The organism is Mycobacterium terramassiliense (assembly GCF_900157385.1).
Taxonomy (GTDB): Bacteria; Actinomycetota; Actinomycetes; order Mycobacteriales; family Mycobacteriaceae; genus Mycobacterium; species Mycobacterium terramassiliense.
In genome coordinates, this window is record NZ_LT717699.1 from 392878 (window position 1) to 407067 (window position 14190).

Consider the following 14190-nt stretch of genomic DNA (forward strand, 5'->3'; position numbering starts at 1 on the left):
GTCCGCAAAACGAGGAGACCGGCGATGACGGACAAGGGCGACGACGCCAAGAACTGCCAGATCGACGTGCTGATCGAAGAGCACGAAGAGCGCACCCGGGCCAAGGCCCGGCTGTCCTGGGCGGGCAGGGACTTCGTCGGTGTCGGTCTGGCGCGGCTCGATCCCGCCGACGTGCCGGTGGCCCGGATCGGCGACGAACTGGCGATCGCCCGGGCCCTCTCGGATTTGTCGAACCAGCTAATGGCGGTGACCTCCAACGATATCCAGATCAGCACCCATCAGCCGGTCACCGGCCTGCACCGCTGATTTTGAAGGGAACATCGCAACGAATGAAACAGAGACCCGATTTAGCGGCCGTTTTGGACGTCCAGGTGACGAGGCACGGCCTGTCCCCCGACGCCGAGGAATATGCGCGCACCAAGATCGGCGAGCTCGGCCGGCTGACCCACGAACCGGTGCTGCACGCGCACGTCAGGCTCAGTGAGCACGGCGACCCGGCGGTGGCCCGGCGCGTCATCGCACAGGCGAACCTCGATGTCAACGGCCGGTTGGTCCGCGCACAGGTCGAGGGCGTCACCGCCCGGGAGGCGATCGATCGGCTCGCGGCGCGGCTGCGTCGTGGGCTGGAACGCGCCGCCGAACACTGGGAGGCCAAACGCGGCGGCGTCCCACGGCTCGGCCCGCACGAGTGGCGGCATGAGTCCGAGCCCGCCCACCGGCCGAATTACTTCCCCCGGCCCGAAAGCGAACGCCGCATCATGCGCCACAAGTCGTACAGCCTGCCCGCCCGCACGGTGGACGAGGCCGCGCTCGAGATGGAGCTACTCGACTACGACTTCCACCTGTTCACGGAGAAGGGCACCAAGCAGGACAGCCTGCTGTATCGCGAGGGGCGCACCGAATACCGCCTGGCACTGGTGAATCCGGAGCTGGCGGACGAGCTGGCGCCGTTCGACATGCCGCTGACCATCAGCCCGCAGCCGGCACCCCGGCTCACCGTGAACGAGGCGATCGAGCGGATAGGCCTGCTCGGTCTGCCGTTCCTGTTCTTCGTCGACACCGCCCGGGACCGCGGGAGCGCGCTCTATCACCGCTACGACGGGCACTACGGCCTCATCACTCCGGCGGGCTGAGCAAGCCACCCCGCTGACGCCCTCAGGCGTGTGCTCCCAGATGGTCGGTGAACCAGTCGCGCGCCAGCACGGCGACCTCCTCGAGCGTGCCCGGTTCTTCGAACAGGTGGGTGGCGCCGGGAACGACGGCGACTTCGCACCGGGCCGGGATCGCCGCTTGCGCCTGCCGGTTGAGCCGCAGGACCATCTCGTCGCGTCCGCCCACGATCAGCAGGGTCGGGGCGTGCACGTTGCGCAGCGAGGCGCCGGCCAAATCGGGCCGCCCGCCGCGGGATACCACCGCCGCCACCTTGACCTCCGGGTGCGCGGCCGCGGCCAGGGCGGCGCCCGCGCCGGTGCTGGCCCCGAAGTAGCCGACCGGCAGTGACGCCGTGTCCGGCTGGGTGGCCAGCCAGGTCGTGACGTCGACCAATCGGCGCGCGAGCAATCCGATGTCGAAGACGTTGGCGCGGTCGCGCTCTTCTTCGGGCGTCAGCAGGTCAAACAGCACGGTGGCGAACCCGGCCTTGTTGAGGACCTCGGCGACGAAACGGTTGCGGGGGCTGTGCCGGCTGCTGCCGCTGCCGTGCGCGAACACGATGACGCCCTGGGGGTGCTCGGGGATGGTCAGGTGTCCGGCGACCGAGACCGCCCCGGCGACCACCTGAATTTCCTCGTCACGCAGCATGATTACGCCCCGCGGCGACTGGCCGCGTCGTTCGCGACGTATCGCAGCAATGCGCCGACCCCGTCGGTGGGGCCGATCCGATCGCCGGGCACCACCACGGAGGCACCCACCGCGATCGCGGCGAACGGCAGGGCCTCGTCGGCGCGTGCCACGCGCTGCACCGGTTCGCCGAAGTCGGACAGCGCGTCGGCGTCGGGCGCCACCGCGGTCGGCGCGGTGCCGGTGACGACGGTCGCGTCGCCCAGTGCGCCGACGAACAGCGTGTCGACGTCGCCCTCACGCAGCGCCGCGCACACGGCGGCGATGCCCTGGGCCGCCAGGCCGGAGCCGCGCCCGAGTTCGGCCGCGAATCGACCCGCGACGTCGCCCATCTCGACGTCAAGGCGACGGGCGAACTCGGCGGCAGTCAGCCGACGTACCTCATCTTCATCGATACCGCTTTTGCGGGAACCGGCGTGTAACTCCGACACCCTGCGGGCCACCCGAAGCGGCAATTCGGCAATCACGTCCGCGCGCGAACTGACCTCGCCACACAGGAACACCACCTCGGGGTCCGCCTCGTCGACCAGTCGCGTGAGTTCGTCGGCGACCGCGCGGCAGTTCATGCGGATGGCCTCTTCGGTCGTGTGCTGCAGGTCGCCGTAGCCATTCCAGCCGGCAGTCGACGGCTTGTGCACCGGATACCCGGCGCCGTCGATGCTCTTGGAGCTGACGGCGTCCCCTTGATGGAGGGTGACGTCGGCCCCGGTGTGATCAACCGCGGCGAAGACGTACGTCGGTCGCCGTATTTCGAGTTCGATCAACGGCACGACGTACGGGTAATCCGACAGGCGAGCCACGATGGCCGGCGGCGGGCTGACGAGGGGCTCGTTGATCAGCAGCTGATCGGCGGTCGCGATCACCGCGCGGCCGCGCCGTCCGACCGGCGGCCGGTGGTGCAGCACGGCTTCCTCGAGCCTGCCGATGAGCGCGCCGCTTGCACCCAGCTCCTCGAGCTGCTTGCGGATGTCGCCCCATTGCGCTTCCAGCCGCTCGACGGCATCCACGGTGTCGTGCGAGTCGTCGAAATAGACCGAGGCAAACGGGCCCTTCGCTGTTACCAGCCATCTGAGGCGATCCGATCGCATGCCATCCCTCTCCGCCGTCGCGCCATGATGGTGGCAACCCTATGGACGACGAACGCGTCCGAGGCAGAGTCATTAGCCCCCAGGTGCGGGTCTTAGGTCACCGAGGCGGCGCGATCGGCCCGGGCGGAAAAGCGCTCCGCTGCGGCGGCACACGGTTTCTCAGCGCGGCGAACGGTCATAGAGAGCGTCGAGGCATTCCGCGAACTTCTCGATGACCACCTTGCGGCGCAGTTTCATGCTCGGCGTGAGATCACCGGATTCGACGGTGAGTTCGCGGTCGAGGATCGCGAATCTCTTGATCTGCTCCCAGCGATTCAGTTCCAGGTTCAGCGCGTCGACGTATCCGGCGATCAGTTCCGCTGTCTTCTCGTCGCGGGCGATCTCGGCGAACGACTTGTCCGCCAGGCCGTTCTTGGCGGCCCACTCGGCGATCGCCTCGCCGTCGAGGCTGACCAGCGCCACGCAATACGGCTTTCCCTCGCCGTAGACCAGGAGCTCGCTGGCATACGGGCACAGCCCCTTGAATTTCGCGTCGATCGCCGACGGCGCCACGTACTTGCCTTGCGAGGTCTTGAACATGTCCTTCTTGCGGTCGGTGATCCGCAGGAAGCCGTCGTCGTCGATCTCGCCGATGTCGCCGGTGTGAAACCAACCATCCCCGTCGAGCGCCTCGGCGGTGGCGTCGGGGAGTTCGTGATACGAGGTCATCAAACCCGGTCCCCGGAGCAGGATTTCGCCGTCGTCGGCGATGCGGGCTTCGGTGGCCGGGAATGGCCACCCGACCGTCCCGAACCGGTAGGCGTTGGGGCGGTTGATGAATGACGCGGCCGCGGTTTCGGTCAGCCCATAGCCCTCCAGCACCACGATGCCGACGGCGTCGAACCACTGCGCGACGTCACGGTCCAGGGCGGCGGCCGCGGAGACGAAGAACCGCAATCGACCACCGAACCGCTCGCGGATCGTGGCGAACACCGCCCGGTCTGCCAGTTTGTAGGCCAGCGAGGAAAACACCGACGGCTCCTTGCCGGCTTGCCGGGTTTCGGACACCTTCAGGCCCAGCCTGATCGCCCAGTCGAACATCAACTTGGTGAGCCTGCCCCGCTCGGCGACCATGCTCTCGATGTGGGCGTGCGCCTTCTCGAAGATGCGCGGCGCCGCGCCCATGATGGTGGGGCGCAAGGTCGCCAGGTTGTCGACGATCCTCTCGACGCGCCCGTCGATCGCCGTCGGGAAGCCGACCTGCAGCGGCAGTGCCAGCATCACCTTGCCGAAGGCATGCGCCAGGGGCAGCCACAAGAAGTTCAGGTCGTCGGGGCCCAGGATGCCCAGCGCGTCGATGGCGGCCGCGGTGTAGGTCCAGGCGCCGTGGGTGAGCCGCACACCCTTCGGCCGCCCGGTGGTGCCCGAGGTGTAGATGAGGCTGGCGAGCTGGTCCGGACCGATGGTCGCGACGCGGTCGTTGATCACGGTGGGGGAGTCGGCCAGCAGCTGCTTGCCCATCTGCTCCAGCTCGGCGAGGGTCATCACCCAGTCGCCGTCCCCGTTGCCGTCGATGATCACCACCTTGCTGACCTCGGGCAGCTCGGCGCGGTGTTGCAGCAATTTGTCGACCTGGGTTTGGTTTTCGGCGACGACCACCCGGCTTCCGGAATTGGCGACGATGTACGCGACGTCGCCCGCGTTGGTCGTCGGATACACGGTGGTGGTCGCCGCGCCCGCGCACATCACCGCGAAATCGACGAGCACCCACTCGTAGCGCGTCGCGGACGCCAGCGCCACCCGGTCCTCCGGGGCGATGCCGAGCGCGATCAGCCCGCCGGCGATGTTGTGGACGCGTTCGCCGACCTGCTGCCAGGTCACGCTCTCCCAGGTGTGGTCCTGCGGATACCGAAACGCCTCCGCGTCCGGCGTCGCGGCGACGCGGTCGAGGAACAGATGCGCCACCGACGGCGCGCGCTTCTCGATCTTGGTGAAGTCGGGCCTCTCCATCGAGGCAGGTGGTGTGTTCATGGTCTCAACCCTCGATCCTGCTGTCGCCTCGCGCGTCGGGGATAGTGTCCAAAGTCCTTCGGGCCGGAGAACTCGTGGTCCGCGTCCTCAGGCGGCAAGCGCCACCCGAACGGACAAGCGCTCACCGATGGCATGCGCCCTTGCCCAGTCGCCGCCGCGCACCGCGCGCTCGAGGTCGTCCACCAATGGGCTGTGGGCGCCCAGGTCGGCCAGCCACGCGGAGACGGTGGCCGGGATCTCGTGCGCCGCCACCCGGGTGGTGTGCCCGTCGTGCAGGCAATCGGTCAACTGGTAAATCGTCGGCTTGCGCTGTGGCCAATGAGGCCGCCATGTCGCTGAGTACATTTTCGTCTCCCGGTTAGCCGTATCGCTTTATCCGACCACCGGCCCGGGCCGCGCCATAGAGGCGAAGAGCACGGCTACGGCGTTGCTTTGGTCTCGCCCTCGACCCGCCGAAGTCCCGCCCGACAGGGCCCTTTGTCACTACGCCTCCCCGCGAATTGCCCCGGCGATGGCGGCGCGTTTCGCGTACCGTACAGCGGGGTGACGACGGTGAGCATCGCGGAGTTGTCGGCGCTGGATGTGTTCGCCGATATCCCGGCGCAGGATCTCGCGGCGTTGGCCGCCCACCTGCATCCGCTGCACGCGGCCGCCGGCGAGGCCCTGATGCGTCAAGGGGAGAAAGCGTCTTCGTTCTCGATCATCACCTCGGGCCGCGTGGAGATCAGGCACGTCGGCCCGGACGGCCAGGTGGTGGTCACCGAGCTGGCGCCGGGGACCATCGTCGGCGAAATCGCTTTGCTGCGGCGCAAAACCAGAACGGCGACGGTGACCGCGAAGGACGACGTGCGGGGTTACGTCGGGTACGACAGCGCCTTCGAGCTCATGCTGGGCATGCCCGTCGTCGCGGACCGGATGGTACGCACGGCGAGGCAGCGGCTGATCGCCTACATCGAGCCGATCCCGGTGAAGGCCAAAGACGGTGCCGAGTTCCTGCTGCGCCCGGTCCTACCGGGTGATGCCGAGCGGTTCAAGAGCGGCGGCTCGTTCTCGCGCGAGACGCTGTACCGACGCTACCAAGGCGGCACTCCCAACGCGGCGGGGTTGGCCTACCTGTTCGAGGTCGATTACCTCGACCATTTCGTCTGGGTCGTCACGGCCTGCGCGGACGGGCCGGCCGTCGCCGACGCCCGCTTCATCCGCGATGTAGACGACCCGCGTTCGGCGGAGGTTGCCCTCACCGTCGCGGATGCGTATCAGAACCGCGGGATCGGGACGCTGCTGCTCGGCGCGCTGGCGGTGGCCGCGCGCGTCGACGGCATCGAGCGCTTTCATGCCCAAGTGCTGGCCGACAACCCGGCCGCGCGCGTGCTGGGGGACAGGGTCGACGCGCGCTGGGAGTCCGGGGAACCCGGGGTGATCACCACGACCGGGGAAATCCCGAACCCCGCTAAATTGCCCCTCGATCGCAAGACCCGCTCGCAAATCCAGCGCGTGGCCCGCCAGGTGATCCATGCGTTCGACTGACGCGACTGTCAGTGGCCCCGAAGTGACTTACGCCCCGCCCCCTCGTGCCTTTGCGCCCTTATCGGACGTCGCGGCGCGCGCCCAGCATGGACCCCATGAAGTCGCTCATCGTCTGCGTTTCCACATCGCACGGCAACACCCGCCGGGTGGCCGAACGGATGGCCGAGGTGCTGGGCGCCGAGGTCGTCGAACCCGAGTCGGTCGACCCCGAAGCGCTCCGCCAGTACGACCTCGTCGGCTTCGGATCCGGCATCTACTACATGGCGGTGGACGACAGGCTACGGAAGTTGATACGCCGCCTCCCGGACGTCGCCGACATTCGGGCGTTTACCTTCTTCACCAGCGGCGCCCGGGGAATTCCGCTGCTGAACTACCACAAACCGGTTCGAAAGCGCCTGGAAGCCAAGGGGTTTGAGGTGATCGGTTCGTTTTCTTGCCGGGGCTTCGACACGGTCGGGCCGTTCGGGTTCATCGGCGGGATCAATAGGGGACGGCCCAACGACCACGACCTCGATCGGGCCGCGGCCTTCGCGGCCCACATGCGCAAACGCGTCGGAGGGTCGGCGGCCGCTTCATGACGGCAGACGGCCGGGTGGCGGCCGGTTCACTCGCTGTGCTTGCCGACCGCCTGGCCGGCGCTGTGCACGACGCTGCGGAACAACTCGATGCGCGCGGCGCCCAGCTCCTCGGCCAGGTCCAGGGCGGCGTCGACCACGGTCTTGCGTCGCGACTGCTCGGGGAGCACGGGACTGATCTGATCGACGAACTTGCGGACGGCCTCGATGGCCTGCTTGCGGCCGCTCTCGACGGATTCGAGCACGTCTTCGGAAAGCTCGGCCCAGCGCGGCTCGGATTTTTCCGGTGATGTCATTGTCAACTCCTTGTCAACTCCTTGTTCGGGTCTTCGGCCTTGCGCCGACGGCCCCTGACGCTACGACTCGCGGGCCCTCGCCACGAGTGCCTAAAGTCCCGCGCATGGGATCATTTCGTCCGAACCGCCTCGATGATCCGCGCCTGCCGGTCAAGGACTTTCGTGGCTTTCAGCGGGTCATAGGTCCCTAACGCACCGAATCGGCGGGGTGTTAGCGTGCGGCCATGGCCACACCCGACAGCCACGACCGCGGGGGACCGGGCGCTCCCCACTGGAGCGCGCCGGCCGTCGGCGGTTTGGGCAAGGCCGTCGAGCCGTTCACCAGCACCGGCCGCTACGTCGCGCAGTCGTGGCGCGACTATCTCGACAAGGCGCCCGGCGAACTCCCCATCGCGCGGCCGACCCTCGCCCTGGCCGCGCAGGCCTTCCGCGACGAGATCGTCCTGATGGGCCTCAAGGCGCGCCGCCCGGTCAGCCGGCCCGAGGCGTTCGAGCGCATCACCCGCGAGGTGGCCGCGGGGCTGGAGTTCTATGGCAAGAGGGGATGGCTCGAGCACCCGAAGCGATTCTTCGGCGCCCCGCCGCCGCTTACCGACGTCACGGTCCGAAAGGTCAAGGGGCGCACCCGCTCGCTGTATCGCCTCTCCTTCGACAGCGGGTATCTGCCGCGGCCGGGCGAGCCGGGCGCACAGCGGTGGATGGGCTACACCGCGAACGACCGCGAATACGCCCTGGTGCTCCGCCACCCGGAACCGCGGCCCTGGTTGGTGTGTGTGCACGGCACGGAAATGGGACGCGCCGCCATGGACCTCGCCCTGTTTCGCTCCTGGAAGCTGCACGACGAGCTCGGGCTGAACGTCGTGATGCCGGTCCTGCCGATGCACGGCCCCCGGGCCCGCGGCCTGCCCAAAAGCGCGGTGTTTCCGGGCGAGGACATCCTCGACGACGTGCACGCGACGGGCCAGGCGGTGTGGGATATCCGGCGGCTGTTGTCCTGGATCCGGGTGCAGGAGCCCGATTCGCTGATCGGGTTGAACAGCCTTTCCCTCGGCGGCTACATCGCGGCGCTGGTCGCCAGCCTCGAAAAGGGCCTCACCTGCGCGATCCTCGGCGTTCCGGTGGCCGACCTGGTGCAGCTGCTGGGCCGCCATTCCGGTCTGGCCGAGGACGACCCCCGCCGGCGCACGATGGAATTGGCCGAACCCATCGGCCGGATGACGTCGCCGCTGTCGCTGACCCCGCTCGTGCCGTTGGCAGGCCGGTTCATCTATGCCGGCGTCGCCGACCAGGTCGTGCACCCGCGGGAGCAGGTGGTGCGCCTCTGGGAGCACTGGGGTAAACCCGAAATCGTCTGGTACCCCGGCGGTCACACCGGATTCTTCCGGTCGCGGCCGGTGCAGAAATTCGTGTGGGACGCGGTGCGGCAGTCGGGGCTCCTCGACGCCACTTCGGCGCGGCGCGACCGACCCGCATAGGCGCAAGAAATGGATCCGCTGGACCCGCTGGACGTGGCGATGATGGCCGGGGAGTTGGTGGCCAGCCCGATGCACGTCGGCGCCGTGCTGATCCTGTCGCCGCCGCAGGACGCCGGCCCGGACTACGTCGACGCCCTGTACCGCGACGCGCTCGCCGGCAACGATCCGGTCGATCCCAGGCTGTGCCGGCATCCGCACCGCGGCGTGGACACCGGCGGCGTGTGGGTCTGGCGTCACGTGGATCACCTTGACCTGAGCCGACATTGCCGGCGCAGGACCGTGTCCGGGGACCGCAACGAGTTCTGGCGGCTCATCGGCGAGCTGGACGCCGAGCGGCTCGATCGGTCCCGGCCGATGTGGATGTCGTACCTGATCGACGGCCTCGACGGCGGCCGGTTCGCTTTCTACATCAAGGTGCACCACACCGTCGTCGACGGCGTGGCCGGTTTTCAGATGATCGCCGACGCCCTGAGCACCGATCCCGGGCACCGGTCGATGCCGCCCTTCTACGCCGACCGCCGTCGCGAGTCCCCGCCGTCGGCGGCGAACGGGCTGGTGTCTCGCCTTGTGGCGCCGCTGCGTTCGCTGGTCGGCACGGCGGCGTCGAGCGTCGGGCTGATCGGGCGCACCGTCACCGGCGAGATATCCACCGTCATCGACAGGCTGGTCGGGCACACGACGGTGTTGCCCTTCGAGGCTCCCTACACGCGGTTCAACGGCCGCCTGGGGCCCGAGCGCGCCGTCGCGGCCGGCAGCTGGGCGAAGGATCGCATCCTGGCGATGCAGCGGGCCACGGGTGTCAGCGGCAATGACGTGGTGACCGCGATGGTGGCCGGCGCGGTGCGCCGCTGGCTGATTGCGCATGGCGAGCTGCCCAACCGGTCACTGGTGGCCATCTGCCCGATCACGGTGCGCGGTCGCGAGTACGACGCCGCAAATGACCGGCACGGCAACATGTTCGGTCTTTGGTTGTGTCCGTTGGGCACCGACGTGGATGACCCGGCCGCACGGCTGAACCTGATCCACCGGTCTATGTCGGAGGGAAAACGCTGGGTTGCCGAGCGCGGATCGGCGGCATCGCTGCTGACGAACGCGGCGAGCATCGCGGCGACGGTGATTGCTCCGCTCCTACCGTTCACGCCGAAGATCCGCACCGGATGCAATCTGCCCATCTCGCACGTGCCCGGTCCCGGTACCGAAATGTATTGGAACGGCGCCCATCTAGAGGAGATTTATCCCGTGTCGACGGTCTTCGACGGGATGGCGCTCAACGTGACGACGTGTTCCTACGCCGACCGGATCGGCTTCGGCTATGTCGCCGGCGCCGAGCTGATGCCCGACATCGACACGCTGATCCCGCTCACCGAGGAGTGCCTGACCGAGCTCGAATCCGCCGTGGGTGTGCGCGGGTCCTAGGAGCGCGGCGCGGCGCTCACGTTAGCCATGATGCGCTCCAGCACCATCATGGACAGATCCCCGTCGTCGGCGACTCGGGCCAGGCCCCGCCGCCGCAGGAACGTGTCCAGGCGCCGATCGGGCGACCAATCGGCATAAATGGGGCCGAGGTAGCGCGAGAGCAAAAATTCCCGCGCGAGGGCGTCTACGTCAGTATCGGTCAATAACAACGGTGGGTTTAGACCCATAACCGTCATGCTCCTTTGTTCAGCCGCAACCGCCGCAGCCAAGTTACGTCAGACGAGGTCATTATTCCGTCACGCGAACGTTGCGGATAGGGTCCAAAGTCCTTGACAGCGCGCGGGGCACATTGGCCGAGGCGCAAGGACCATTGGCCCTGTCGGACGGTGCGGCAGCGCACCCAGACTTGGGTCATGGCCAACGCGATACGACCGATCACCCGGACGGCGGCGCTGATCGGGCTGCTTTATGCCGCGCGCCGGTACTACCGAAACTGGGGTGCGACCAAGGCGGAGTGCCGGATGGTGCTGCCCGGCGACCAGTTGGTGAGCGATCCGGCCATTCAGACAACCGAGGCGGTGTACATCGATGCGCCGGCGTCGGCGGTGTGGTCCGAGCTGTTGCAGGTGGCTCATCGGCGCCGCGAGGCGGATTCAGCACCGGAGGCGCAACAACTTGCCGTCGGGGATGTCGTTCGCCTGGCGCCCGACGACTGGATGGGTCTCGCCGACGGGGTGACGCTGAGCGTCGCCGAGATCGTCGGAGAAAAGTACGTCGTGCTCACCGCCGCGCTGGCGGATCGGCGTTGGAACGCGGTGTGGTCCTTCCACGTTCAGCCGCACTGGGAAGACCGGGTTCGGCTCCTCACCCGCGTCCGGATCGCCCTGCGCCACCCCGGCGAGGTATTCGCCATGGAAATGGTCAGGCCGGCGATCGCCCTGGGTACCCGGGCTTTACTGCTTCGCGTCAAGCATCGGGTCGAGCGGTCCCAGATCACGACGCCCGAACGGCCGGGCGTCGAAATCGGCTGAAAGCAGCCCTTCTTCCGCCCATGATGTTGGAGGTCAGAAAGTGCGCGATGCGATCCCACTAGGACGGGTCGCCGGTTTCCCGGTGAAGGTGCACTGGAGCGTCCTGGTCATCCTCTGGTTGTTCACGTGGAGCCTGGCGAGCACGCTGCCGAGCACCGCCAAAGGTTATTCGCCCCTGGCCTATTGGCTGGCCGGAGCCGGGGGCGCGCTGGTGCTGCTGGCCTCGCTGCTGGCCCACGAACTCGCTCATGCGATCGTCGCCCGCCGCGCGGGGGTAGCCGTGGACAGCGTGACGCTCTGGCTGTTCGGCGGGGTGACCGCACTCGGCGGCGAGGCGAAGACACCGAAAGCGGCCTTCCGGATTGCCATCGCGGGCCCGGCCACCAGCCTCGCGCTGGCGGCGACGTTCGGCGGGCTGGTCGCGGCGCTGCGTAGTGTGGGGGCAGCTCCCGTCGTCGTCGGCGTCGCCTCGTGGCTCGCCGCGATCAACCTGCTGCTGGGTCTGTTCAACCTGTTGCCGGGCGCCCCGCTCGATGGTGGCCGCGTGTTGCGGGCCTACCTGTGGCGCCGCCACGGCGACATGGTGCGCGCCGGCATCGGCGCGGCGCATGCCGGACGGGTGCTCGCGTTCATCCTCATCGCCCTGGGGTTGGCCGAGTTCGTCGCGGGCGGCCTCGTGGGTGGCGTCTGGCTGGCGTTCATCGGCTGGTTCATCTTCGCCGCCAGTCGCGAGGAAGAGACGCGGATAACCACCCAACAGCTTTTCGCCGGGGTGCGCGCCTCGGACGCGATGACCGCCCGGCCCCACACCGCCCCCGGGTGGATCACCGTCGAGGACTTCGTCCAGCGCTATGTGCTGGGGGACCGCCACTCGGCCTATCCGGTGGCCGACCCGAACGGATCGATCGTGGGGCTGGTCACATTGGGCCAGCTGCGCGACGTTGCACCGGCCCGGCGCAGCACCACCCGAGTCGTTGACATCGCCCTGCCGCTGGACGCGGTGCCGACCGCGGCGCCGCAGGAGCCCCTGACCGCGCTGCTCGAACGGATGGAACCGGTCGGCGCACGCAGCCGAGCCCTGGTCGTCGACGGCGGCGGGGTTGTCGGCATCATCACGCCCAGCGACCTCACGCGGCTGATGGATGTCTACCGGCTCGCCCACCCGGGACCCGCCCTCACAGGCCACGTGTAAGCGCCGAAAGGCATTGGCAGGATTATGAAACCGATCATGGTGGGCATCGATGGTTCACCGGCGGCGATCGCGGCCGGACTGTGGGGTGCCGACGAAGCCATCAGCCGCGGTGTGCCGGTGCGCCTCCTCGCTGTCATGAAGCTGACGCACCCGTCCACGGACGAGTACGCCCGCGACCTCTCGCACGCCGAGAAGGCGCTTCGCGAGGCGCGATCCGCGATCGAAGCCGCCCGTAAGACGGTCACCGTCGAAACCGACATACTGCGCGGGCCGGCCGGACCGCTGCTGGTGGAGGCGTCCTCGGACGCCGAGATGATCTGCGTCGGATCGGTCGGGATCGGGCGCTATGCCCGCTCGATCCTGGGTTCGACCGCAACCGAGCTCGCCGAGAAGGCGCATTGCCCCGTGGCGGTGCTGCGCACCGATGCCGAGCAGGCGCCGCCCGACATCAACTGGATCGTGGTCCGGATGACCGACGAACCCGACAGCGACGTCGTTGTCCAATACGCCGTGGCGGAAGCGAAATTGCGCCGGGCACCCATGCTCGTGCTCGGCGGCGCGCCGGAGGGCCTCGGCGACCATGCCGACGGGGAGTTCGAACGACGGGTACAGGATTGGCGACGGCGCCATCCCGAGGTGCGCGTCTACCCGATCACCACGAGGGACGCGATCGCCGGTTTTCTGGCCGCCAATGACGAGCGGGTCCAGCTCGCGGTCATCGGCGGCGCCGAGGCCGACCAGCTGGCGCGGCTCGTCGGGCCTCACGGGCATCCGCTCTTCCGCCACCCCGAATGCTCGGTGCTCGTCGTCCGCTAGGCAGGGTTCGCGAGGTCACGCCGGCGCCTCGCGCGCCACGATGACCGGAACGCGCGCCATCTGGGCGACGGTTTCGCCGACCGAGCCCACCAGCATCCCGGCGAACCCGCCGCGGCCCCTGCTGCCGACGACGACCAATTGGGCCTCCGTGGACGCCTCGACGAGCCGGCGCGCCGGCTGGGCCTGCACCACGACCCGCGTCACCCGCACGTCCGGGTACCGTTCCTGCCAGCCCGCCAGCCGCTCGGCCAGTACTTCTTCGGCCATGGATTGTGTTGCGGGCCAATCGATGCCGGGCCACTCCGAGACGTCGAGATCGCTCCACGCGTGCACAGCGACCAGGCCGACGCGCCGGCGCGAGGCTTCGTCGAAGGCGATCGCGGTGGCCAGCTCGGATGCGGATGAACCGTCGATGCCGACCACGACCGGCGACTGACCGCCCGCGGGCGCGGACGGGTCCTCCTCATGCACGATCGCGACCGGGCAATGCGCGTGCCGCAGCAGCGCCGAACTGACCGAGCCGAGCAGCCGACCGGGCCAGCGCCCGCTTCCCTGTGCGCCCATCACCACCATGTCCGCCTCTTTGGACAGGTCGATCAGCGTGGGGACGGCGCCCGACGCCAGGATTTCGGTGTGCACGGCGGCGGGCCCGCCGGGCGCGGTCGCCTCCTCCACGACCTTGAGGGCGCCGTCGATGAGCCGGCGGCCGTGATCCTGCTGCCAGCGCATCACGCCGGCCGGCAACGGCGTCTTCAGCCATGTCGAAACCTCCGGCGAAACGGCGTAGACGAGCGTCAGCGCAACGTTGCGGAGTTCGGCCTCGCGTGCCGCCCACTGCACCGCGGCCCTCGCGGCCGGTGAGTCGTCGATGCCGACGACGATCCCCATGGGTCCCGTAGCTGCGTTGTGCGACGACATGGCGTGT

At 68.7% G+C, this 14190-nt stretch carries 15 protein-coding genes and 1 pseudogene; 9 read left to right on the top strand and 7 right to left on the bottom strand.

From position 1 onward, the window contains the following. Nucleotides 1-24: 24 nt before the first annotated feature. The gene (locus tag MTAB308_RS06140) at nucleotides 25-306 is read left to right on the top strand and encodes a DUF1876 domain-containing protein (RefSeq protein WP_077098614.1); all 282 of its coding nucleotides are present in this window, start codon (nucleotides 25-27) and stop codon (nucleotides 304-306) included. A 23-nt stretch (nucleotides 307-329) separates the two neighbouring features. Beyond that, a complete protein-coding gene (locus MTAB308_RS06145) occupies nucleotides 330-1133 on the top strand; it encodes a ribosome hibernation promotion factor (RefSeq protein ID WP_077098615.1) in 804 nt (267 codons plus the stop codon). 22 nt (nucleotides 1134-1155) lie between these two features. Here MTAB308_RS06145 and MTAB308_RS06150 read toward each other — a convergent pair. The 4 genes and pseudogenes from MTAB308_RS06150 to MTAB308_RS06165 form a co-directional block, all read right to left on the bottom strand. After that, nucleotides 1156-1878, bottom strand: a pseudogene (locus MTAB308_RS06150) (dienelactone hydrolase family protein); the annotation flags it as partial. Continuing rightward, nucleotides 1803-2927, bottom strand: coding sequence for an Rv2629 family ribosome hibernation factor (locus MTAB308_RS06155; protein ID WP_077098617.1), 1125 nt, complete (start codon nucleotides 2925-2927; stop codon nucleotides 1803-1805). The pseudogene MTAB308_RS06150 and the gene MTAB308_RS06155, both read right to left, overlap by 76 nt. Before the next feature lie 159 nt (nucleotides 2928-3086). Continuing rightward, nucleotides 3087-4937, bottom strand: coding sequence for an AMP-dependent synthetase/ligase (locus MTAB308_RS06160; RefSeq protein WP_077098618.1), 1851 nt, complete (start codon nucleotides 4935-4937; stop codon nucleotides 3087-3089). A gap of 87 nt (nucleotides 4938-5024) precedes the next feature. Beyond that, nucleotides 5025-5282, bottom strand: a complete 258-nt coding sequence (locus MTAB308_RS06165; protein WP_077098619.1) for a hypothetical protein — start codon at nucleotides 5280-5282, stop codon at nucleotides 5025-5027. A gap of 198 nt (nucleotides 5283-5480) precedes the next feature. Here MTAB308_RS06165 and MTAB308_RS06170 point away from each other — a divergent pair, with 198 nt between their 5' ends. Together MTAB308_RS06170 and MTAB308_RS06175 are read left to right on the top strand one after the other, a co-directional pair. Further along, entirely contained in the window at nucleotides 5481-6464 is a 984-nt protein-coding gene (locus tag MTAB308_RS06170) for a GNAT family N-acetyltransferase (RefSeq protein ID WP_077098620.1), read from the top strand. A gap of 95 nt (nucleotides 6465-6559) precedes the next feature. Further along, complete coding sequence (locus tag MTAB308_RS06175; RefSeq protein WP_077098621.1) at nucleotides 6560-7042, top strand: flavodoxin family protein; 483 nt, start codon at nucleotides 6560-6562, stop codon at nucleotides 7040-7042. Nucleotides 7043-7068: 26 nt separating this feature from the next. Here the strand turns inward: MTAB308_RS06175 and MTAB308_RS06180 are convergent, their stop codons facing one another. Beyond that, nucleotides 7069-7335 (bottom strand): hypothetical protein, encoded by a 267-nt coding sequence (locus MTAB308_RS06180; protein WP_077098622.1) that lies wholly within the window; start codon nucleotides 7333-7335, stop codon nucleotides 7069-7071. Nucleotides 7336-7559: 224 nt separating this feature from the next. On the opposite strand from MTAB308_RS06180, the gene MTAB308_RS06185 reads away from it, so the two are divergent. Together MTAB308_RS06185 and MTAB308_RS06190 are read left to right on the top strand one after the other, a co-directional pair. Continuing rightward, nucleotides 7560-8810, top strand: a complete 1251-nt coding sequence (locus MTAB308_RS06185) for an alpha/beta hydrolase family protein (RefSeq protein WP_077098623.1) — start codon at nucleotides 7560-7562, stop codon at nucleotides 8808-8810. Nucleotides 8811-8819: 9 nt separating this feature from the next. Continuing rightward, nucleotides 8820-10226, top strand: a complete 1407-nt coding sequence (locus MTAB308_RS06190) for a wax ester/triacylglycerol synthase family O-acyltransferase (RefSeq protein ID WP_077098624.1) — start codon at nucleotides 8820-8822, stop codon at nucleotides 10224-10226. On the opposite strand, the gene MTAB308_RS06195 is transcribed toward MTAB308_RS06190, so the two are convergent. Continuing rightward, nucleotides 10223-10453, bottom strand: coding sequence for a hypothetical protein (locus MTAB308_RS06195; RefSeq protein ID WP_077098946.1), 231 nt, complete (start codon nucleotides 10451-10453; stop codon nucleotides 10223-10225). The genes MTAB308_RS06190 and MTAB308_RS06195 overlap by 4 nt on opposite strands. A 186-nt stretch (nucleotides 10454-10639) precedes the next feature. On the opposite strand from MTAB308_RS06195, the gene MTAB308_RS06200 reads away from it, so the two are divergent. The 3 genes from MTAB308_RS06200 to MTAB308_RS06210 are packed head-to-tail and all read left to right on the top strand — an operon-like array spanning nucleotide 10640 to nucleotide 13265. Continuing rightward, nucleotides 10640-11257: a hypothetical protein gene (locus MTAB308_RS06200; RefSeq protein WP_077098947.1), complete on the top strand. Its 618-nt coding sequence runs from the start codon at nucleotides 10640-10642 to the stop codon at nucleotides 11255-11257. A gap of 40 nt (nucleotides 11258-11297) precedes the next feature. After that, nucleotides 11298-12449, top strand: coding sequence for a site-2 protease family protein (locus tag MTAB308_RS06205; protein WP_077098625.1), 1152 nt, complete (start codon nucleotides 11298-11300; stop codon nucleotides 12447-12449). A gap of 24 nt (nucleotides 12450-12473) precedes the next feature. Next, nucleotides 12474-13265 carry a universal stress protein gene (locus MTAB308_RS06210; RefSeq protein ID WP_077098626.1) on the top strand — a complete coding sequence of 264 codons (792 nt, stop codon included), beginning with the start codon at nucleotides 12474-12476 and terminating at the stop codon, nucleotides 13263-13265. A 15-nt stretch (nucleotides 13266-13280) separates the two neighbouring features. On the opposite strand, the gene MTAB308_RS06215 is transcribed toward MTAB308_RS06210, so the two are convergent. After that, nucleotides 13281-14183 (bottom strand): universal stress protein, encoded by a 903-nt coding sequence (locus MTAB308_RS06215; RefSeq protein ID WP_077098627.1) that lies wholly within the window; start codon nucleotides 14181-14183, stop codon nucleotides 13281-13283. Between the last annotated feature and the right edge of the window lie 7 nt (nucleotides 14184-14190).